This window comes from Leptothrix mechoopdaensis (SeqCode), from assembly GCF_053893855.1.
Window position 1 is genome coordinate 2,230,172 of record NZ_CM132699.1, and the last position, 19,281, is coordinate 2,249,452.

Here is a 19,281-nt window from a genome sequence, read left to right on the forward strand (position 1 = left end):
AGAATCCCACCATGACCTCCACCCCCGCAACACCCGCGCTGCTGACGCTGCGTGGCCTGCACAAGCGCTTCGGGCCGACCCATGCGCTGCGCGGCGTCGACCTGGACCTGGTGCCCGGCGAGGCGCTGGCGCTGATCGGCGAGAACGGCGCCGGCAAGTCCACGCTGGTCAAGACGCTGACGGGCGTGTACCAGCCCGACGAGGGCGAGATCCGCATCGACGGCCAGCGCGTGCGTTTCGCGGTCGCGCAGGATGCGCAGGCCGCCGGCATCGTCGCGGTGCACCAGGAAACGGTGATGTTCGAGGAACTCACCGCCGCCGAGAACATCTTCATCGGCCGCCAGCCGATGAAGGGCCCGCCGTGGCTGCGCGTGATCGACTGGGCGCGCATGAACCGCGAGGCCCAGGCGGCGCTGGACCAGGTGGTCGAGCGCGAGGCCGCCGGCTTCACCGCCACCACGCTGGTGCGCCAGCTGAGCCTGGCCCAGCGCCACCTGATCGAGATCGCCCGGGCGCTGTCGCAGCAGGCCCGCGTGGTCATCCTCGATGAGCCGACCGCCGCGCTGTCGCAGGCCGAGATCCGCGACTTCTACGGCATCGTGCGCGGCTTGAAGGCGCAGGGCGTCGCCGTCCTGTTCATCACCCACAAGTTCGACGAGATCATGGCCGTGTGCGACCGCTACGTGGTGCTGCGCGACGGTGCCTCGGTCGGCAGCGGCCGCATCGCCGAGGCGCAGGAGCAGCAGCTCGTCGCGCTGATGGCCGGCCGCGAGATCGCCGACATCTACCCGCCGGTGGTCGACCGGCGCGGCGAGACCGTGCTGCAGGTTCACGCACTGAGCCACCCGACCGAATTCGCCGACGTGAACTTCAGCCTGCGACGGGGCGAGATCCTCGGCTTCTACGGCCTGGTCGGCGCCGGCCGCAGCGAGGTCATGCTGGCGCTGATGGGCCTGAACCCCGATGCGCACGGTGACGTCCGCATCGACGGCAAGCCGGTCGACATCCGCCGGCCCGGCGACGCCATCGCCGCCGGCCTGGCCTACGTGCCCGAGGAACGCCAGCGCCAGGGCGGCATCCTGTCGTTCTCGGTGCGCCACAACATCAGCCTGGCCGGACTGGCCGGACCGCTGAGCGCGCGCGGTGCCATCGGCGCCAGCCTGTCGCGCGGCCCGTGGCTGTCGGCCGAACGCGAACAGGGCCTGGCCGCGCGGCTGATCGAGCGCCTGCGCATCAAGACCGCCAGCCAGGACACGCCGCTGTCGGGCCTGTCGGGCGGCAACCAGCAGAAGGTCGTGATCGCCAAGTGGCTCGGCCTGGAGCCGCGCATCGTCATCCTCGACGAGCCGACCAAGGGCATCGACGTCGGCGCCAAGCAGGCCGTCTACCACCTGATCGCCGAGATGGTCGAACAGGGGCTGGCGGTGATCCTGGTGTCGTCCGAACTGCCCGAGGTGATGCACCTCGCGCACCGCACCATCGTCATGCGGCGCGGCCGTCAGGTGGCCGAGTTCGAGATCGGGCAGGCCGATGCCGAGTCCATCGTCGCGGCCGCGTCGGGCCTGAACCAGACGGCCAACGAGCCGCCTGTCGCCACGTTCCCATCGTCCTTGCCCACGGAGCTCGCCGCATGACGCGCCCCCACCTGAGCCTGCGCCGCGAGTGGATCCTGCTGGCGATCATCGCGGTCATCGCGCTGGCCGTCGGCGCACGCGCGCCGGTGTTCCTGACCGTGCGCAACGCGCTGGACATCGCCAACGACTCGGCCATCCTCGCGATCCTGGTGATCGGCCAGATGCTGGTGCTGCTGACCCGCGGCGTCGACCTGTCGGTGGCCAGCAACCTCGCGCTCACCGGCATGTTGTGCGCGCTGGCCGGCCGGGCCTGGCCGGGCATCCCGCTGGTCGTGCTGCTGGGCATGGCCGCCGCCATCGGCGCGCTGCTGGGGGCGCTGAACGGCTGGCTGATCGTGCGCTTCAACCTGCCCGCGATCGTGGTGACGCTGGGCACGATGTCGGCCTATCGCGGCGCGATCTTCGTGGCCAGCGGCGGCGCGTGGATTTCGGACCACGAGATCCACCCGCTGATCAAGGGCCTGCCGCGCGAGACCTGGGCCGGCCTGCCCGCCCTGCTGTGGTTCGCCGCTGCGGCGCTGCTGTTCGGCGCCTGGCTGCTGCGATGGCGCCGTGAAGGGCGCGAGCTGTATGCCTTCGGCGGACATCCGTCTGCGGCCGTCTATGCCGGCATCCCCGTGCAGCGCCGGCTGCTGATGGCCTACACGCTGTCGGGCCTGCTGGCCGGCATCGCCGGGCTGCTGTGGGTCGGTCGGTACTCGATCGCCTTCACCGAACTCGCCTCGGGCTTCGAGCTGACGGTGATCGCCGCCTGCGTGATCGGCGGGGTCAGCATCGGCGGGGGCGTCGGCACGGTCGGCGGTGCGCTGCTGGGCGTGCTGTTCATCGGCGTGGTCAACGGCGCGCTGCCGGTGATCCAGGTCTCGCCGTTCTGGCAGCAGGCGATTGCCGGCGCGGTCATCCTGGTGTCGGTCGCGCTGAACGCCGGCACCCAGCGCCAGCGCGGCCGGCAGATCCTCGAACGCCATGAACCGACCCCTCAAGGAGCCCGCGCATGAAGGCGCTCGACACCTGGGAGCGCGTGCTGATCGGCCTGATCGCGCTCGTCTACCTCTGCTTCGGCCTGTCGGTCGACAACTTCCTGTCGCCCTACGCGCTGGCCGACAGCACCTACAACTTCAGCGAGAAGGCGCTGATCGCGCTGGCGATGGCGCTGCTGATCGTCGCCGGCGAGATCGACCTGTCGATCGCCGCGACCATGGCGCTGGCCTCGCTGGCGATGGGCTACGCGATGCAGGCCGGCGCCAGCCTGCCGGTGATGCTGCTGGCGGCCGTCGCCACCGGCGTGGCCTGCGGCGCGCTCAACGGCTGGCTGGTGACACGCTGGAAGCTGCCCAGCATCGTGGTGACCATCGGCACGCTGTCGCTGTACCGCGGCCTGGCGCTGGTGCTGCTGGGTGACCAGGCCATCACCGGCTATCCGGAGACCCTCAGCACCTGGGGCAATGGCAGCCTGGGCGACCTGTTCGGGCTGGAGGATCCGACCCGGCTGATCGTGCCGATCGAGTTCGCGGTGATGCTGCTGGCGACGCTCGCGGTGGGCCTGTTCCTGCACCGCAGCGTGATGGGCCGGCGCGTCTACGCGATCGGCGCCAACCCGATTGCCTCGCGTTTCTCGGGCATCGCGGTCGACCGCTACCGCATGGGCCTGTTCATCTTCGCGGGCGTCATGGCCGCGCTCGCCGCGATCCTGCTGACCGGGCGCATCGGCAGCACGCGGCCCAACCTGGCGATGGGCTGGGAACTCGACGCCATCACCATCGTGATCCTGGGCGGCGTGGCCATCGAGGGCGGGCGCGGCAGCATCGTCGGCGTCGCGCTGGCGGCCGTGCTGATGGGCGCCTTCACCTTCGCGCTGGGCATGATGAACGTCGCCGGCATCGTCATGTCGATGATCGTCGGCGCGCTGCTGATCGTCTCGATGGTGCTGCCGCGCTGGCTGCGCCGCCGGCCGTCCACGAAGGCCGCCGCCAAGCCGGCATCGGCCGCAGCCTGAGACCCGGAGGATCACGCGATGAGCCACCCCAACCACGCCGCACCGACCGAGAAGTTCGCCTTCCGCATGTTCCTCAACCCCGGCCAGGTCGACGAGTACCGGCGCCGCCACGACGAGATCTGGCCCGAGCTGGTCGAGCTGCTGAAGGTCAGCGGCATCAGCGACTACAGCATCTACCTGGACCCCGACAGCCACGTGCTGTTCGCGGTGCTGCGGCGCGCCCACGGCCACACGATGGACCACCTGCCCGAACATCCGGTGATGAAGCGCTGGTGGGCCCACATGGCCGACATCATGCGGGCCAACCCGGACGGCTCGCCGGTGGCCGAGCCGCTGGACTGCCTGTTCCACCTCGACTGACGCGGAGCCGCGCATGACCGCCCGCGACGGCCTGACGCTGGTGCTCGACATCGGCAAGAGCAACGCCAAGCTGCTGCTGATCGACGCCGACGGCCATGTGCAGGCGCGCCGCGTGCAAGCCAACGCGAGCGAACCGGCCCGCATCGACGGCCCCGGCTACACCGCGCTGGGCGTGACGGCGCTGCAGGACTGGCTGCTGGCGGTGATCCCGGAAATCTCGGCGATGCCCGGGAAGGCCGATGGACACGCGCAAGCCGCGATCCGGCGCCTCTCGATCACGACCCACGGCGCGGCCTTCTGCGGCATCGATGCCGACGGCCTGGTCCTGCCGGCGATGGACTACGAATGGGACGGCTACGGCGAGCTGCACACGCGCCACGCCGACGCCGTCGACGCCTATGCCGACAGCGGCAGCCCGCGCCTGCCGCAAGGACTGAATGCGGGCATCCAGCTGCACTGGCTGCTGGAACACCACGCGGCGGCCTGCGCGCGGGTGCGGCACTGGTTGCCCTATCCGCAGTACTGGGCCTGGTGGTTCAGCGGCGTCGCGGCCAGCGAACGGTCATCGCTGGGCTGCCACACCGACCTGTGGCGTCCGGCCGATGACCGGCCGAGCGACTGGGCCGTGCGCAGCGGCCTGGCCGCGCGTTTCGCGCCGCTGCGATCGGCCTGGGAGGTGCTGGGCCCCGTCCGCCCCGATCTGGCGCGGCGACTCGGCCTGGCCGATGACGTGCAGGTCCATGTCGGCTCGCACGACAGCAACGCCTGCCTGGCGCGCTACCTGCCGAGCCAGCCGGACGCCACCGTCGTGTCGACCGGCACCTGGTGCGTGCTGATGGCGCCGGGCGCACCGCTGGACCGGCTGGACGCGGCGCGTGACCAGCTCGTCAACGTCGCCGTCGACGGCCGGCCCGTGGCCACCGCACGTTTCATGGGCGGGCGCGAGTTCGCGGCGATCTGCGGCGACGCCGATCCGGCCCGGGCCGACGAGACCGCGCTGGCCGAGGTGCTGGCGCAAGGCTGGCTGGCGCTGCCGGCCTACGCCGAATCGGGCGGCCCCTACGCCGGCCGCTCACCGCAACTGCTGCGCCACGGCCATGTCGTCGACGCGGGCGTGGCGTGTGTGCCGGCGGCGCTGCGGCCGGCACTGGCCGCGCTGTACTGCGCCCAGCTGACCGCCGAACTGGTGCTGCAGCTCGACGGCGGCGGCCCGCCGCGCCCGCTGGTGCTGGAAGGCCCGCTGGCCGGCAATGCGGCATGGCTGCGCGCGCTGGCCGGCCTGTGCCCGGGTCGCCCGCTGCTGCGGCCGGACGACGAGCTGGAAGGCACCGCGCGCGGCGCCTGGCTGCTGACCCGGCCGCTGGATGCGCCGACTGCCGCCGGGCCCGACCCACGTCTGCTGCGCCTGCAACCGCACGGTCAGGACGCGGCGCTGCAGGCCTCGCTGGACCTGGCCCTGCGGGCTCGCCAGAAGGAATGGCAACGCGCGCTGGCCTGAACCGGCCGGCTCAGACGCCTTCGACGTGGTTGGCCACGGCCAGCGCCACGATGACCTCGCGGACCGTCTTGCGCGAGGTGATCGGCAGCTTCAGGTAGAGCTCGAACAGCTCCCGGTCGGCATAGCCGATGCCCTGGTCCCAGGCGGCCTGGCGGGCCTCGATGCGGCCGCGCAGCTCGATGCCGAAGGCGAGTTCCTCCGGCGAGACGCGCAGCCATTCCGACAGCGTCTGCAGCTTCTCGATCGACGGCACCGTCTCGCCCATCAGCCAGCGCCGCACGCCGTGCAGCGTCATCGGCTTGCCCCAGTGGCGGACGTTGAACTCGCGTTCGAGCACGGACGGCCGCGCTTCATAACCCGCCGCCGTCATCGCTTCCTGTAATCGACGCGCAAACCGCGCCCTGGCCTGACTCATGGGCGCACGCTACCCACCTATGGGGGATACGGCGGAACTGGAGGCTGAAGTCAACTGGCTCGCGTGACCAATAATCACGTAACTACCCAAGCGAGTCACGTTCGGCCGGCCGGACGGGCCTGGATCGGGGCCGTGCTGGCGGCCTTCGGTGGACTCGGCAGCGCCGGTTGCGGCGGGGCTGGCGGGCCCGCCGCGCCACCCGTCGACCCGTCACCCGGTCGACCGCCGCTGGCGCTGCTGCTGACCGATCCGGACCTGCCCGCCACGCCGCTGGCCGCCTTGCAGCGGGCGGGCCTGAGCACGCTCGCGCTGGTTGCCGACGGCCTGACCGAGTCCACGCTGCAGGAGGCTGTGCAGCGCGCCTGTGCCAGCCCTTCGATCGACTGCGGCAACGCCGTGCTGGTCGGCCAGGGTCGCGGCGCGGCCTGGGTCGACACGCTGGCGCGGCGCTGGTCGGCTGACCTCGCGACGACCGGCACGGCGGTCACCGAACCTCGCGTCCGGGCCGTGCTGACGGTCGACGCCGGCTACACCCCCCCCGGAAGGGTGATGGACGGGCGCTGGATACGCACCTCGCTGGCCGACACCTCGCGCTGGCAGGTCGCGATGATCCAGAACCGCGCCGACCCGCGCGCCAGCCTCTGCGATGCCGACGGCTGCGGCGTGCTGCCCCTCGCGGTGGCCCACGGCGCCCGCAGCGACCCGGTGCTGAGCGCCTGCCCGACAGCCGCACAGGCCGACCTGGCCAGCCGCGACGCCTGGATCAGCGCCGCCCTGCGGTCGATGCTGGGCACCGGCCCGGCCTTGCCGGTCAACGGCTGCCTGACCGCGCTGGAACGCGAACGGCCGCTGCCGCCCGGGCCGGCACCGATCCGCTGAGCCACAGAGGCGCCGTGGGCCAGGTCCATCGCCCGCCCGGTGCCGGGCCCCGATGAGTCCTTTGACGCCCGTCAACTTCCAGCCGGGGCCGCTGGCCATACTCCGCCGATCCGAACTCGGGGCGTCCGACGCCCTCTCGTCCATGACCGATGTGACTTCCGCTCCTGTCCCGACACCCCCGCTGCCGCTCGCCGGCCGACGCGGCCTCGTGCTAGGCGTCGCCAACGAACACAGCATCGCCTGGGGCTGCGCCCGCGTGCTGAAGGCGCGTGGCGCCGAGGTGCTGATGACCTGCCTGAACGAGAAGGCACGCACCTGGGTGCAGCCGCTGGCCGACTCGATCGGCGCGACGCTGCTGGTCTGCGACATCGAGCAGCCGGGCGCCCTCGAAGCCGCCGTCGCGGCGGCGGCCGGGCCGGACGGCGCGCTGGACTTCGCCGTCCATTCGATCGCCTGGGCGCCGCTGGCCGACCTGCACGGCCGTGTCGTCGACAGCAGCGCCGCCGGCTTCGCCCGTGCGGTGGAGGTGTCCTGCCATTCCTTCGCCGAACTGGCCCGGCTGTGCGAACCGCACCTGGCCGTGCGGGGCGGCGTGCTGGTGACGATGAGCTACCTGGGCGCCGAGGACGCGATCGCGAACTACGGCCTGATGGGGCCGGTCAAGGCGGCGCTCGAATCGATGGTGCGCTACATGGCGCTGGAACTGGGCGGCCGCAACATCCGCGTGCATGCCGTCTCGCCCGGCCCGATGCCCACCCGCGCGGCCTCCGGCCTGGTCGACTTCGACGGCCTGATGGCCCGCACGATCGAGACCGCGCCGCTGCGCCGGCTGGTCACGCTCGACGAGGTCGGCGGCTGCGTCGCCTTCCTGGTCGGCCCGGACGCTGCCGGCATGACCGGCCAGACCCTGTTCGTCGACGGCGGCGCGCACGCGGTGCGCTGATCCGGCCGCCCCTCCAACCTCACGACCGATACCCATGATCGCCCCTGACGACGTCATCGAGAACATCACCTACGACGAGCTGCGCATCGGCCAGAGCGCACAGATGCGCCGCACCATCAGCCGCGACGACATCAACGCCTTCGCGCTGGTCTCGGGCGACGTCAACCCGGCCCACATCGACGACGAGTACGCCGAGGGCACGCGCTTCCACGGCGTCATCGCCCACGGCATGCTGGCTGGCGCGCTGATCTCCAGCGTGCTGGGCACCGAGTTCCCCGGCCCCGGCACGATCTACCTGGACCAGTCGCTGAAGTTCCTGCTGCCGGTGCATGTCGGCGACACGCTGACCGTGCAGATCACCGTGCGCGACAAGTCGGACGCCGGCCAGAAGGTCAAGCTGGACTGCCTGGTGCAGAACCAGAACGGCGAACCGGTGGTCACCGGCGAGGCGGTGGTCAAGGCGCCGTCGGCCCGCATCCGCCGCCGTCGCGCCGCCCTGCCGACGCTGCACCTGTTCGACCCGGAGGCCCGCATCGAGGAATGGCTGGCGACGCTGCGCGGCCACCCCGCCGTGCGCTGCGCCGTGGTCCACCCGTGCGACGAGGCCTCGCTGCGCGGCGCACTCGATTCGGCGGCCGCCGGGCTGATCGTGCCGGTGCTGGTCGCGCCGCAGGCCCGCCTGCAGGCGCTGGCCGCCAGCCTGGGTCTGAGCCTGGACGGCGTCGAGATCGTCGACACCGAACACAGCCACGCCTCGGCCACCACCGCCGCGACGATGGCCGCGCGTGGCGAGGTCGGCATGCTGATGAAGGGGAGCCTGCACACCGACGAGCTGATGGGCGCGGTGCTGGCCGAACGCGGCCTGCGCACCGGCCGGCGCATGTCGCACGTCTTCCGCTTCGAGGTGCCGGCCTACCCGCGCCCGCTGCTGGTGACCGATGCGGCCATCAACATCACCCCGACGCTGGAGGACAAGGCCGACATCGTGCGCAATGCCGTCGACCTGGCCCGCGCGCTGGGCGTGGCGCGGCCCAAGGTCGCGCTGCTGTCGGCCGTCGAGACGGTGACGCCGCGCATCGCCTCGACGCTGGACGCCGCCGCGCTGTGCAAGATGGCCGACCGCGGCCAGATCAGCAACGCCACGCTCGACGGTCCGCTGGCCTTCGACAACGCGATCTCGGCCGAGGCCGCCCGCATCAAGGGCATCGATTCACCGGTGGCCGGCGAGGCCGACATCCTGGTCGTGCCCGACCTGGAGGCCGGCAACATGCTCGCCAAGCAGCTGGAGTACCTGGCCGGCGCGTCGTCCAGCGGCGTGGTGCTGGGCGCGCGGGTGCCGATCGCGCTGACGAGCCGCGCCGACCCGGCCGTCGCCCGCAAGGCCTCGGCCGCGCTGGCCGGCGTGATGGCAAGGGCGCTGCACGCGGCCACGTCGTCGACGCCGGCAGGCTGATCGCAGGGCCCGCACGCCCAGGCACGGCACGGCGCTTGCTGCAGCCCCGTCCATGGACATCGACTTCGAGACCCTGGACGTCTACGCCCGCTACAAGCTGATGGCCAGCCTGATCGTGCCCCGGCCGATCGCGCTGGTCACGACGCTCGGCGCCGACGGCACCATCAACGCCGCGCCCTTCAGCATGTTCAACATGCTCGGCGAGGACCCGCCGACGCTGTTCCTGAGCCTGAACCGCACCGGCAAGACCGGCACGATGAAGGACACCGCCACCAACATCCTGGCCCGGCGCGAGTTCGTCGTGCACCTGTGCGACGAGCCGATCGCCGCCGCGATGCACGCCTGCGGCGACGCGCTGCCGCCGCACCAGAGCGAGCTGCCGCACGCCGGGCTGACGCCCGCACCGTCCCGCAAGGTCGCCCCGCCCCGCATCGCCGAGGCACCGGTGGCCTTCGAATGCCGGCTGGTCGAGACGCTGGAATCACCCAGCCGCTACGTCTTCATCGGCCAGGTCGTGCAACTCTGGGCCCGCGACGGCCTGGTCGACACCGAACGCTGGCGCGTCCACCTGCAGGACTACCACCCGGTCGGCCGCTTCGGCGCGAGCTTCTACACCACCACCCGCGACCGCTTCTCGATCGGCGCCCCGGACGGCGCCGGGCGCAGCACGCCGATCGACGAGATCTGAGGCGCACGAGGGGGGCGGACACGTCCCGTGTCGGCGCCGCCGGAGGGCGACGTGAATCGGCGCCATGAACGTCGGGGCGAGGCCCCCGGTAGGTCGGACACCTCCGGTGTCCGACGGGGTCTCGCACGAAGAGACCGAGCGGGGGCACGAACCCCCTCCCCCTGGCGGGGACTCCCCCTTGGCAGGGGGAGAGTTGGTTGTGCACTGCATCGTCGACGCGCGCTTCATCTTCAACTCTCCCCCTGCCAAGGGGGAGTACCCCGGCCACCGGGGGAGGGGGTCAGCGACCTGTCCAGGCGAACCCTCGCCACTCCCACGCGCATCAAGTCCGTCGCCGGAGGGCGACGTGAAACGGTGCCATGTCCGTTGGATCTAGGCCCCCGGTAGGTCGGACACCGCCGGTGTCCGACGGGCTCTCGCACGAAGAACCGAGCGGGGGCACGAACCCCCTCCCCCTGGCGGGGACTCCCCCTTGGCAGGGGGAGAGTTGACCGAGAACGGCCACCGCGATGAGAGTGCTGCATTCCACTCTCCCCCTGCCAAGGGGGAGTACCCCGGTCCCCGGGGGAGGGGGTCAGCGACCTGTCCCGGCGCACCCACGCCACCACCCACGCCCCAGCCCTCGTCGCCCTCCGGCGACGCACTTGGCGCGCATGCCGGCGCTCAAGCGCGCCGCCCATACGGGCAATGCCCCGGCCTCGGACCGACTTCCGGATGCTTGCGGCAGGTGTCGGGGCGGCGGTCGTAGACGGTGCAGCGGCGGGTCAGCGCGTCGAGCAGCTGGCAGTCGCCATTGGCCCGGCGGGCCAGGGTGTAGATGCCGGAGCCGGCGTGGTAACGCTCGACCTGGCGGGACTTGACCAGGCGGCGGGCGATCAGGCGGGCTTCCTCGTGTTCGGCCTCGAAGGCGTCGACCAGGCCCAGGCGGACGAGGTCGGGCAGGCGGACTTCCACCGGCATCGTGCAGCAGTTGGCGGCGCAGTCGTCGCACAGGCCCTTGCGGTAGCGGGTCCAGGTGACCGGGCGGTCGACGTCGACGATGGAGATGGGCGAGCGCATGGGACAGGCGATGACAAGGGGTTCGGCGCGGGCCGACATCATCGCCGTTCAGTCGATCTCGACGATCACCGGGCGGTGGTCCGACAGCATCGCCGTGTCCGGCCCGTCGGCGATGTGCGCCCTCGGCCGGCGACCGAGCAGCGCGGCGTTGGCCAGTGCGTGGTCCAGGCGCATCGGCGCGGCGTGGGCGGCGTCGCGGTTCCAGGGCGTCGGCACGCTGGTCTGGTCGATGCCGGGTGCGCGCAGTTCGACCAGACCGGCGGCGTGCAGCGCCTGCATCGGTGCGGTGTCGATCTCGCCGTCCGGGCGCAGGAACTTGCGTCGCAGGGCGGCATCGGCCTGCAGCCGGTCTCGCAGGCCGGCGTGGCGGTGCGCCGGCTCGTCCAGCGGCGTCAGCGTGTTGAGGTCGCCGATCAGCAGCAGCGGTGCTTGCAGCGCCGTCGCGGCGCGGGCGATCCAGCGGGCTTCGTCGAGGCGCCGTACGGCGTCGACCGGCGTCAGGTGGGCGACCCAGACGTGCAGGCCACCGATGCGCAGCTGCAGCAGGCTGTGGTGGAACGGCGCGCCGACGGTCTCGGCCGCTTCGATCGGCCGGTGCGACATCACGCCGACCGGGTAGTCGCTGTGCGGCACCGCGCCGATGCGGGACTCGGGCCAGCCCCAGCGGCGCGCGATGGCGTCGATCAACCGTCCGCCGCCTACATCGGGCTGCTGCCAGCCGTTGAGTTCATTGAAGGTGACGACGTCGGCGTGCTGGCCGGCCAGCCAGGCGCCGATGCGGTCGAGCCGGCCGGGGTCGCCGGTGCAGCCGTCGCAGAGGTTCAGGTGGATCACGCGCATCGGCCGATTCTGCGCAAGGAGCCGGCCCCTAGAATCCGCGCCCTTCCGCCTACGCCCTCCCCGGCCGCCCCATGTCCGACACGTCCACGTCCGCCCCCCGCATCGTCATCGACCCCGAGATCCAGGCCTACATCGACCCGCTGACGGCGGACGAACACGACGCGCTGGAACGCAGCCTCGTCACCGAAGGCTGCCGGGATGCCCTGGTGCTGTGGGGCGAGCTGCTGGTCGACGGCCACAACCGCTACGGCATCTGCCAGAAACACGGGCTGCCGTTCCGGACCGTCCAGAACACGCGCTTCCGCTCGGTCGAGGACGTCAAGCTGTGGATGATCGAGCAGCACCTGGGCCGCCGCAGCCTGACCGATTTCCAGCGCGGTGAGCTGGCCCTGCGCCAGCGCCAGATCGTCGCGGCGCGGCGCGAGCGGCAGTTGCAGGAAGCGGCGTCGTCCACATCCGCCGCGGCGGCCGACGAGGCGCCGTGGGACGTCGACGGCGCGCCGCCGGCTGCGGCCGACGCATCGACCGCATCGTCTGCAACCACCGCCGCCCCGATCGCGCCGTCCGCGCTCAAGAGCCGCGAGGAACTCGCCCGAGCCGCACGCTTGAGCACCGCGCAGGTCGCGATGATCGAGAAGATCCACCAGCAGGCCGCCCCCGAGGTGGTCGCCGCCGTGCGCGCGGGCGAGCTGTCGATCAGCGCCGCCGCCGCCGTGGCGACCTTGCCGGCCGAGGAGCAGGTGGCCGCCGCCAGCGGGGGCAAGGATGAGCTCAAGCAGGCCGCCAAGCGCGCCCGCGAGGCCCGCCGCAAGCCGCGCGAGGACGCGGCCGAAACATCCGATGCGGCCGATGCGGCCATGACTGCGCCCGATTCGGTCGAGGTGCTGCGCGCGCGCATCGCCGAGCTGGAATCCGAGAACGCCGCGCTGAAGCAGGAACTGGCGGCGTACCGGTCGGCCTGATCGGCCAGCCTCAGGCGTACGGCTCGGGCTTGCCGGCCAGGGCCGCGATGCGCTCGTCGACCGACGGGTGGCGCGGCACGCCCTGGGCGTCGAGCGGCCGTTCGGCCTTGGCCGAGTAGCGGAACATGGCCGCCTCCCACGGCTTGTGGGCCGGGGCCAGCGGATCGCCCGGGTGCAGGTCGGCCAGGTCGTCGCGCACCTGCACGCCGAGCGCGCGCAGTTCGCCCGCCATCCAGTTCAGCGCGATGTTGGACAGGCCACTCTCCACGCCGGCCGGATAGCCGCCGCCCACGTCGGCATGGGCACCGGGGAACTGGATCTGGACGATGCCCGGGTGACCGGCCTCCCACAGCGACGGCGTGAAGTCGACCCGGCGTTCGCCGCGTGCGACCGCGTGCAGGCCCCGTTCGACCTTGGCGCTGAGGCGGTTGTCGGCGAACTGGTAGCGGTCCTTGCGGGCATCGCCCTGGTAGGCCGGCAGGCCGAGCGCGCCGACGGTGTCCCAGACGGCCACCGCGCGGATCGACGGCACCTCGACGAAGTCCGACGGCTTCAGGTCGTCATGGCTGAAGAAGGCACCGATGTGGGCCACCGACTCGGCCAGCCGGGCGCGCCAGTCCAGGTCGAGGCTGCGGTTCTTGCGGTAGAGGTACCAGGCCTTGGCGCCGGCCTCATAGGCGGCCTCCTTCGGCTCGGTCAGCGCCGGGCGCAGGAGGCCCTGGCCGGCGACCAGACCGGCCAGCGCGCGGGCGGTGTAGGCGCCGCGGCTGAAGCCGACGATGACGATCGCGTCGCCCGGCTGCCAGTGGCGCGACAGGAAGGTGTAGCCGCGCACGATGCGGCCGATCAGCCCGGCGCCGAAGGTGCCGCCGAGCACCGAGGTCACCGGCCCGCCGGCATCGCCGACGCCGTGGATGTAGCGGGCGCGCTGGACCTCGACGCCGTCGACCCGCAGCACCTTCTCCTGCTCCAGCGCCTCCGGGTCGTCGCCGTCGACGGTGTCGCCCGGCAAGGCCTGGTAGAGCTTGAGGACGTTGGTCAGGCCGTCGGACTTGCGTTCGGTCTCGTCGGGCCCCTCCGGGCCGGAGCTGCTCGGGTCGACCGACGCGTGGGCCTTGGGCGCATCGTCGTCGTCGGGTCCGTTCCAGGTGCCATCGGCACAGAACACCAGGGTCTTGGCCATCGGTCGTCCTCCTGTTCGATCGGTCCCGCGCACTGTCGCGCCGGGCCGGTGCCAGCGTCAACACGCGCCGGGGTCGACCGGGTCGCGCCACCGGGCCGGCGGCGCAGGAAGTCACGTCAGGGCGGCCTTCAGACTCGCCTTCAGACCCGCCTTCAGATGGCCAGCAGCACCCGCCAGCCCTTGTAGCGCAGGACGGCCTGGCCGTTGCCGATGCGTTCGAGCAGCAGGCCGGGCTGGATCGCCTCGCCTTCCATGACGATGCCGCCGTTGATGATCAGGCTGCGGCGCGGCGGGTCGTCCATCTGGATCAGGCCGCCGACGTTGAGCGCGGGCAGCTCGCGGCGGACCTCGTCGGGCAGGTCGGCCAGCGCGACCGGGCGGCCGTCGGCCGGCGGTGTGGCAACGGCCGCAACGGGTGTGGCGACCGGGCTGGCGGCGGGCGCTGGCGCCACGGCGGGCGCGGACGCAGCCGGCGCCACGTCCTTCGCGACGGTCGGCGCCGCGTTCGCCTTGACGACCGGCGCCGCGACCACCGGCGCCGCTGCGACCGCAGCAGGGGCTGCGACCGGCGCCGCAACCGGGGCCGCAGGTGCGATCACGACGGCCGCCGCCGGAGCCGCTGGCGTCGCCGGAGCCGTCGACACGCTCGGCGGCGAGGCCGGCTCGGCCGCGTTGACGCCCGACTGCACCCAGCGCCACCAGGCGCCGGCACCGATCACCAGCGCGATCAGCGCCAGCAGCGCGCCAGCGCCGGCCGCGATCCAGCCCCAGGGCACGCCGATGCCGGTCGGCGTCGGCAAGGGCATGGCGGCCGGGGCGGCGGTGCTGTGCAGGCCGGGCACCTCGCCGCGGGCGCGTTCGGCCTCGGCCTTGCGCAGGGCATCCAGGACGATGGACATGGTTCAGCGCCCTCCTGACGCGAGGACTCGTTCGAGCCGCGGTTCGGCGACGCCGGCCGCCTGGTTCAACCGCATCAGCGTGACCGGTCCGGCCTTGCCGTCCGGTTGCAGGCCCTGGGTGACCTGGAAGGCCTGCAGTCGGGCCTGCAGGCGCGCCTCGGGACCGGCATGGGGCGCCACCTCGGCGAGACCGGGCAGGCGTTGCAGCGCACCGTCCAGCCAGGCTTGCACGGCGGTCGACTGCAGGCCGCCGCCGGCCAGGCCGTCGGGCGCCTTCCACAGCGTCAGGTAGTCGCCACGCCACTGCGTCGCCAGCTGGACCAGCGGCAGGCGCACGCGGCCGTCAGGCGTCTGCAGCAGGGCCTGCTGCTCGTCGATGCCCAGCAGCAGCGCCAGGCTGGTCGCGCCGCCGTCGGTCGGCAGGCGGATCAGCGCCGGCCGATCCAGCTGGCGCGCCAGCATCAGGCTGGCGTGGGTGCGGTAACAGGGCAGACCCACCCGGCGGGCGGTCTCGCAGCCTTCGCCGGCTGCCAGTTCGGTGCCCCACTGGCGGGCCAGCTGGCGCAGCGCGGCGGCCTCGTCGGTCCAGCCGACCAGCGCAACACCGGGCGGCAGTTCGCGGACCGGCGCCGCGTTACCGGCGTCCGACGCCTGCGAGCCGGTGGAGGTGGCGGACAGTGCCAGGCCCGGACCGGCCGTCGCCGATGTCGCCGCGTTCGTCGAGGTGACCGAGAGGGCCGACGTCGCCGCCGCCCCGATCGCCAGCTCGCTCCGGCTGGAAGACGCGTGCTGCCAGGCCGACAGCGAGAAGCCGACACCGACCGCGACGACCGCGATGCCCACGCCCCACAGCAGCTGGCGGCGCACGTCGCGGCGTTCGAGCGCGAGCCGCAGGCGACGCTGGTCGAACACCTCCTGGGCCGCGCTGCGCACCACGGTGCCGTCGACCTGGGCCTGGCCGCGCGAATAGGCGCCCAGCAGGGACCGGTCACACAGCAGGTTGATGCGGCGCGGCACGCCGCCGGTGAGCTTGTGGATCTGCACCAGCTGCCGCGCGGTGAACGGCGACGCCGCCCCCAGCCCGGCCACGCGCATGCGGTGCAGCACGTACTGCGCCGTCTCGGTCGCGTTCAGCGGCCCGAGGTGGCAACGCGCGACGATGCGCTGCGCCAGCTGTTCCAGCTCGGGCCGGGCGACCATGTCGCGCAGCTCGGGCTGACCGATCAGGATGATCTGCAGCAGCTTGCGCTCGGCCGTCTCCAGGTTGGTCAGCAGGCGCAGCTGTTCCAGCACCTCGGGTTCGAGGTTCTGCGCCTCGTCGATGATCAGGATGCTCTTGCGTCCCGCTGCATGGGTGGCCAGCAGGTGGCGGTTGAGCGGCTCGACGTAGTCCTGCACCGTCACGCCCGGCGTGCCGGCGGCCGGTGCGGTGATGCCGAACTCATCGCACACGGCCTTCAGCAGCTCGTGCACCGTCAGCTTGGGGTTGAAGATGTAGGCGACCTCGCATTCGGCCGGCACCTGGTCGAGGAAGGCGCGGCAGACGGTCGTCTTGCCCGCCCCGATCTCGCCGGTCAGCAGCACGAAGCCGCCGTTGCCGCGGATGCCGAACATCAGGTGCGCCAGCGCCTCGCGGTGGCGCTCGCTCATGTAGAGGAAGCGCGGATCCGGCGCGATCGAGAAGGGTTCGTGCTGGAGGCCGAAGAAGGACGCGTACATGATCCTGAGAATAACGGCGACCCTGCGGGAAACCTGAGCGAGCGCAGCCTCAGACCTGTGGCGTCTGACCGCTCAGGAGCAAACGCAAGCCGTCCTCGTCCAGCACCGGGATGCCCAGCTCGCGCGCCTTGTCGAGCTTGCTGCCCGCCTCGGCCCCGGCGATGACCCAGCTGGTCTTCTTCGACACCGACCCGGCGACCTTGCCGCCGGCCGCCTCGACCAGGTCCTTGGCCTCGTCGCGGCCGAGGGTCGGCAGGGTGCCGGTCAGCACCAGCGTCTTGCCGGCCAGCGGCAGCATCGAGGCGTCCATCTCGGCGCTGCCATCGTGTTCGTCCCAGCTGATGCCGGCCGCGCGCAGCTGCTCGACCACCTCGCGGTGGTGCGGCTGGTCGAAGAAGGCGCGCAGGCTCTGCGCCACGACCGGGCCGACGTCGCGCACCGCCTGCAGCTGCTCGACGGTGGCGTCCATGATCCGGTCGATCGCGCCGAAGTGCCGCGCCAGATCCTTGGCGGTCGCCTCGCCGACGTGGCGGATGCCCAGCGCGTACAGGAAACGCGCCAGCGTCGTGCGCTTGCTGGCCTCCAGCGCGGCGACCAGGTTCTGCGCGCTCTTCTCGCCGTAGCGGTCCAGCTCGACCAGCTTGGCCACGCCGAGCTTGTAGAGCTCGGGCAAGGTGCGGATCAGGCCGCTGTCGACGAGCTGGTCGACCACCTTGTCGCCCAGGCCCTCGATGTCCATCATCCGCCGCCCGGCCCAGTGCAGCAGCGCCTGCTTGCGCTGTGCCGGACAGGTCAGGCCGCCGCTGCAGCGCCAGTCGACCTCGCCTTCCTCGCGGGCGATCGGGCTGGCGCAGACGGGGCACTTGCCGCCCAGCCGGGCATACAGGTCGAAGGGCTCGCCGACATCGTCGGGCCGGCGTTCCAGCACCACGCCGACCACCTCGGGGATGACATCGCCGGCACGCCGCACGATGACGGTGTCGCCGACCCGCACGTCCTTGCGGCGGGCCTCGTCCTCGTTGTGCAGCGTGGCGTTGCTGACGGTGGTGCCGCCGACGAACACCGGATCAAGCTTGGCCACCGGCGTCATCTTGCCGGTGCGGCCGACCTGGATGTCGATGGCCAGCAGCCGCGTCATCTGCTCCTGCGCCGGGTACTTGTGGGCGACCGCCCAGCGCGGCTCGCGGGTCTTGAAGCCGAGCTGCTGCTGCAGCGCCCGGTCGTCGACCTTGTAGACCACGCCGTCGATGTCGAACGGCAGCGCGTCGCGCTTGGCGCCGATCGCGGCATGGAAGGCGACCAGCCCGTCGGCCCCTTCGGCCACGACCCGGTCGGCGCAGACCGGCAGGCCCATCGCGGCAAAGGCATCGAGCAGGCCGGCATGGGTCGGCGGGATGTCCCAGCCCTGCACGTCGCCCAGGCCGTAGGCGAAGAAGCTCAGCGGGCGCTGCGCCGTCACGGCCGGATCGAGCTGGCGGACCGCGCCGGCGGCGGTGTTGCGCGGGTTGACGTAGGTCTTCTCGCCCTTCTGGCGCTGCGCCTCGTTGAGCCGCTCGAAGTCGTCGCGGCGCATGTAGACCTCGCCGCGGACCTCGACCACCGGCGCGTCGACACCGGTCAAGCGCAGGGGGATCTGGCCGATCGTGCGGATGTTCTGGGTGACGTCCTCGCCGGTCTCGCCGTCACCGCGCGTGGCGGCCTGCACCAGCACGCCGGCCTCGTAGCGCAGGTTGATCGCCAGACCGTCGAACTTCAGCTCGGCGGCGTAACGCACCGGCGGGTCGGCCTCGGTCAGCTTCAGCGCCGAACGCACCCGCTCGTCGAAGGCGATGGCGCCTTGCGAGGTGGTGTCGGTCTCGGTCTCGATCGACAGCATCGGCACGGCATGCCGCACCGGCGCCAGGCCGTCGAGCACCTGGCCGATGACGCGCTGGGTCGGTGAATCGGCGGTGCGCAGCGCGGGGTGTTCGGCCTCCAGCGCCTGCAGTTCCTGGAACAGGCGGTCGTATTCGGCGTCGGGCAGGGTCGGCGCGTCCAGCACGTAATAGGCATGGGCGTGGCGCTGCAGCGTGGCGCGCAGCCAGGCGGCGCGCTCGGCGGGGGACTGGGTCGATTCGGGCATCCCGGAAGTCTATCGACCGGCCGTTACGACTGCTGACAAGCCGCGACGGCGGCTTACACGCAGGGCCTCCAGTCCCGTCCGGCCGCTGCCGAAAACCGATCAACGCAGCCCCGCCGGAGTCCCCGCATGGCCCATGCATCCCGCCCCCACGCCCTGCTGATCTGCCATGCCGGCCTGATCGGACTGTTGCTCGGTGCAGCCACCGGCGTGCGGGCGGAGCTGGCGGGATCCCAGGACGTGGTCGTCGACGCGGGCCCCGCGATGTCGTCGAACGCCGCCGGCTGGCGCATGCACCTCGGCCCGCCGCACCGGCGCGGCATCGAGGTCGGCACGCTGCTGTCGGCCGATGCCGGCCAGGAGCGGCTCTACGCCTATGTCGACCTGCAGGACCGCCTGCCGCTGCCGGTGCGCCGGGTGCTGCGCCAGGCCGACGGCGGCATCACGGTCGAACGCGGCCCGGGCGCGTCGGCCAACCCGCTCGCCACACCGCCCGGACCGCCCGCGCGCACCAGCCTGGGCTCGATGCTGCGCTGGCAGATGTCGGGCGGCACGCAGATGGCGCTGCGCCTGCGGGCCGGCCGTCTGGGCCTGCAGCTGACGGTGCCGTTCTCGCCCTGAGCGGCTGGCGCCG

18 protein-coding genes are annotated in these 19,281 nt (G+C 72.3%); 11 read left to right on the top strand and 7 right to left on the bottom strand.

Going from position 1 to position 19,281, the window contains the following annotated elements; all coding sequences use genetic code 11:
• Positions 1 to 11: 11 nt before the first annotated feature.
• The 5 genes from ACWA7K_RS09835 to ACWA7K_RS09855 are packed head-to-tail and all read left to right on the top strand — an operon-like array spanning position 12 to position 5,488.
• On the top strand, positions 12 to 1,634 hold the full coding sequence (locus ACWA7K_RS09835; RefSeq protein ID WP_456168038.1) for a sugar ABC transporter ATP-binding protein: 1,623 nt from the start codon (positions 12 to 14) through the stop codon (positions 1,632 to 1,634).
• Positions 1,631 to 2,632, top strand: a complete 1,002-nt coding sequence (locus tag ACWA7K_RS09840) for an ABC transporter permease (protein ID WP_456168040.1) — start codon at positions 1,631 to 1,633, stop codon at positions 2,630 to 2,632. Before ACWA7K_RS09835 ends, ACWA7K_RS09840 begins: the two co-directional genes overlap by 4 nt.
• Positions 2,629 to 3,630, top strand: coding sequence for an ABC transporter permease (locus ACWA7K_RS09845; RefSeq protein WP_456168042.1), 1,002 nt, complete (start codon positions 2,629 to 2,631; stop codon positions 3,628 to 3,630). The genes ACWA7K_RS09840 and ACWA7K_RS09845 overlap by 4 nt, the downstream gene beginning before the upstream one ends.
• Before the next feature lie 18 nt (positions 3,631 to 3,648).
• The gene (rhaM, locus tag ACWA7K_RS09850; protein ID WP_456168044.1) at positions 3,649 to 3,990 is read left to right on the top strand and encodes an L-rhamnose mutarotase; all 342 of its coding nucleotides are present in this window, start codon (positions 3,649 to 3,651) and stop codon (positions 3,988 to 3,990) included.
• 13 nt (positions 3,991 to 4,003) lie between these two features.
• Entirely contained in the window at positions 4,004 to 5,488 is a 1,485-nt protein-coding gene (locus ACWA7K_RS09855; RefSeq protein ID WP_456168046.1) for an FGGY-family carbohydrate kinase, read from the top strand.
• A gap of 10 nt (positions 5,489 to 5,498) precedes the next feature.
• Here the strand turns inward: ACWA7K_RS09855 and ACWA7K_RS09860 are convergent, their stop codons facing one another.
• Complete coding sequence (locus tag ACWA7K_RS09860; RefSeq protein ID WP_456168048.1) at positions 5,499 to 5,903, bottom strand: XRE family transcriptional regulator; 405 nt, start codon at positions 5,901 to 5,903, stop codon at positions 5,499 to 5,501.
• A 132-nt stretch (positions 5,904 to 6,035) separates the two neighbouring features.
• Here ACWA7K_RS09860 and ACWA7K_RS09865 point away from each other — a divergent pair, with 132 nt between their 5' ends.
• The 4 genes from ACWA7K_RS09865 (at position 6,036) to ACWA7K_RS09880 (ending at position 9,866) form a co-directional block, all read left to right on the top strand.
• Positions 6,036 to 6,782 carry a hypothetical protein gene (locus tag ACWA7K_RS09865; protein ID WP_456168050.1) on the top strand — a complete coding sequence of 249 codons (747 nt, stop codon included), beginning with the start codon at positions 6,036 to 6,038 and terminating at the stop codon, positions 6,780 to 6,782.
• A gap of 181 nt (positions 6,783 to 6,963) precedes the next feature.
• On the top strand, positions 6,964 to 7,725 hold the full coding sequence (fabI, locus tag ACWA7K_RS09870; RefSeq protein ID WP_456168760.1) for an enoyl-ACP reductase FabI: 762 nt from the start codon (positions 6,964 to 6,966) through the stop codon (positions 7,723 to 7,725).
• Between the two features lie 34 nt (positions 7,726 to 7,759).
• Positions 7,760 to 9,178: a bifunctional enoyl-CoA hydratase/phosphate acetyltransferase gene (locus ACWA7K_RS09875; protein ID WP_456168052.1), complete on the top strand. Its 1,419-nt coding sequence runs from the start codon at positions 7,760 to 7,762 to the stop codon at positions 9,176 to 9,178.
• Between the two features lie 52 nt (positions 9,179 to 9,230).
• On the top strand, positions 9,231 to 9,866 hold the full coding sequence (locus ACWA7K_RS09880; protein WP_456168054.1) for a flavin reductase family protein: 636 nt from the start codon (positions 9,231 to 9,233) through the stop codon (positions 9,864 to 9,866).
• 663 nt (positions 9,867 to 10,529) lie between these two features.
• On the opposite strand, the gene ACWA7K_RS09885 is transcribed toward ACWA7K_RS09880, so the two are convergent.
• A complete protein-coding gene (locus ACWA7K_RS09885) occupies positions 10,530 to 10,925 on the bottom strand; it encodes a YkgJ family cysteine cluster protein (protein ID WP_456168056.1) in 396 nt (131 codons plus the stop codon).
• 48 nt (positions 10,926 to 10,973) lie between these two features.
• Entirely contained in the window at positions 10,974 to 11,765 is a 792-nt protein-coding gene (locus ACWA7K_RS09890) for an endonuclease/exonuclease/phosphatase family protein (protein ID WP_456168058.1), read from the bottom strand.
• A 71-nt stretch (positions 11,766 to 11,836) separates the two neighbouring features.
• On the opposite strand from ACWA7K_RS09890, the gene ACWA7K_RS09895 reads away from it, so the two are divergent.
• Positions 11,837 to 12,727 (top strand): plasmid replication/partition related protein, encoded by an 891-nt coding sequence (locus tag ACWA7K_RS09895; protein ID WP_456168060.1) that lies wholly within the window; start codon positions 11,837 to 11,839, stop codon positions 12,725 to 12,727.
• A 10-nt stretch (positions 12,728 to 12,737) separates the two neighbouring features.
• Here the strand turns inward: ACWA7K_RS09895 and ACWA7K_RS09900 are convergent, their stop codons facing one another.
• The 4 genes from ACWA7K_RS09900 to ligA all read right to left on the bottom strand — a co-directional run bounded on the left by ACWA7K_RS09900 (position 12,738) and on the right by ligA (position 18,650).
• Positions 12,738 to 13,910 (bottom strand): DUF2235 domain-containing protein, encoded by a 1,173-nt coding sequence (locus ACWA7K_RS09900; RefSeq protein ID WP_456168062.1) that lies wholly within the window; start codon positions 13,908 to 13,910, stop codon positions 12,738 to 12,740.
• Positions 13,911 to 14,062: 152 nt separating this feature from the next.
• Positions 14,063 to 14,809 carry a general secretion pathway protein GspB gene (locus tag ACWA7K_RS09905; RefSeq protein ID WP_456168064.1) on the bottom strand — a complete coding sequence of 249 codons (747 nt, stop codon included), beginning with the start codon at positions 14,807 to 14,809 and terminating at the stop codon, positions 14,063 to 14,065.
• A gap of 3 nt (positions 14,810 to 14,812) precedes the next feature.
• Complete coding sequence (locus ACWA7K_RS09910) at positions 14,813 to 16,528, bottom strand: ExeA family protein (protein ID WP_456168066.1); 1,716 nt, start codon at positions 16,526 to 16,528, stop codon at positions 14,813 to 14,815.
• 49 nt (positions 16,529 to 16,577) lie between these two features.
• Positions 16,578 to 18,650: an NAD-dependent DNA ligase LigA gene (gene ligA, locus ACWA7K_RS09915; RefSeq protein ID WP_456168068.1), complete on the bottom strand. Its 2,073-nt coding sequence runs from the start codon at positions 18,648 to 18,650 to the stop codon at positions 16,578 to 16,580.
• A 126-nt stretch (positions 18,651 to 18,776) separates the two neighbouring features.
• On the opposite strand from ligA, the gene ACWA7K_RS09920 reads away from it, so the two are divergent.
• Entirely contained in the window at positions 18,777 to 19,268 is a 492-nt protein-coding gene (locus ACWA7K_RS09920; protein WP_456168070.1) for a hypothetical protein, read from the top strand.
• Positions 19,269 to 19,281 lie beyond the last annotated feature (13 nt).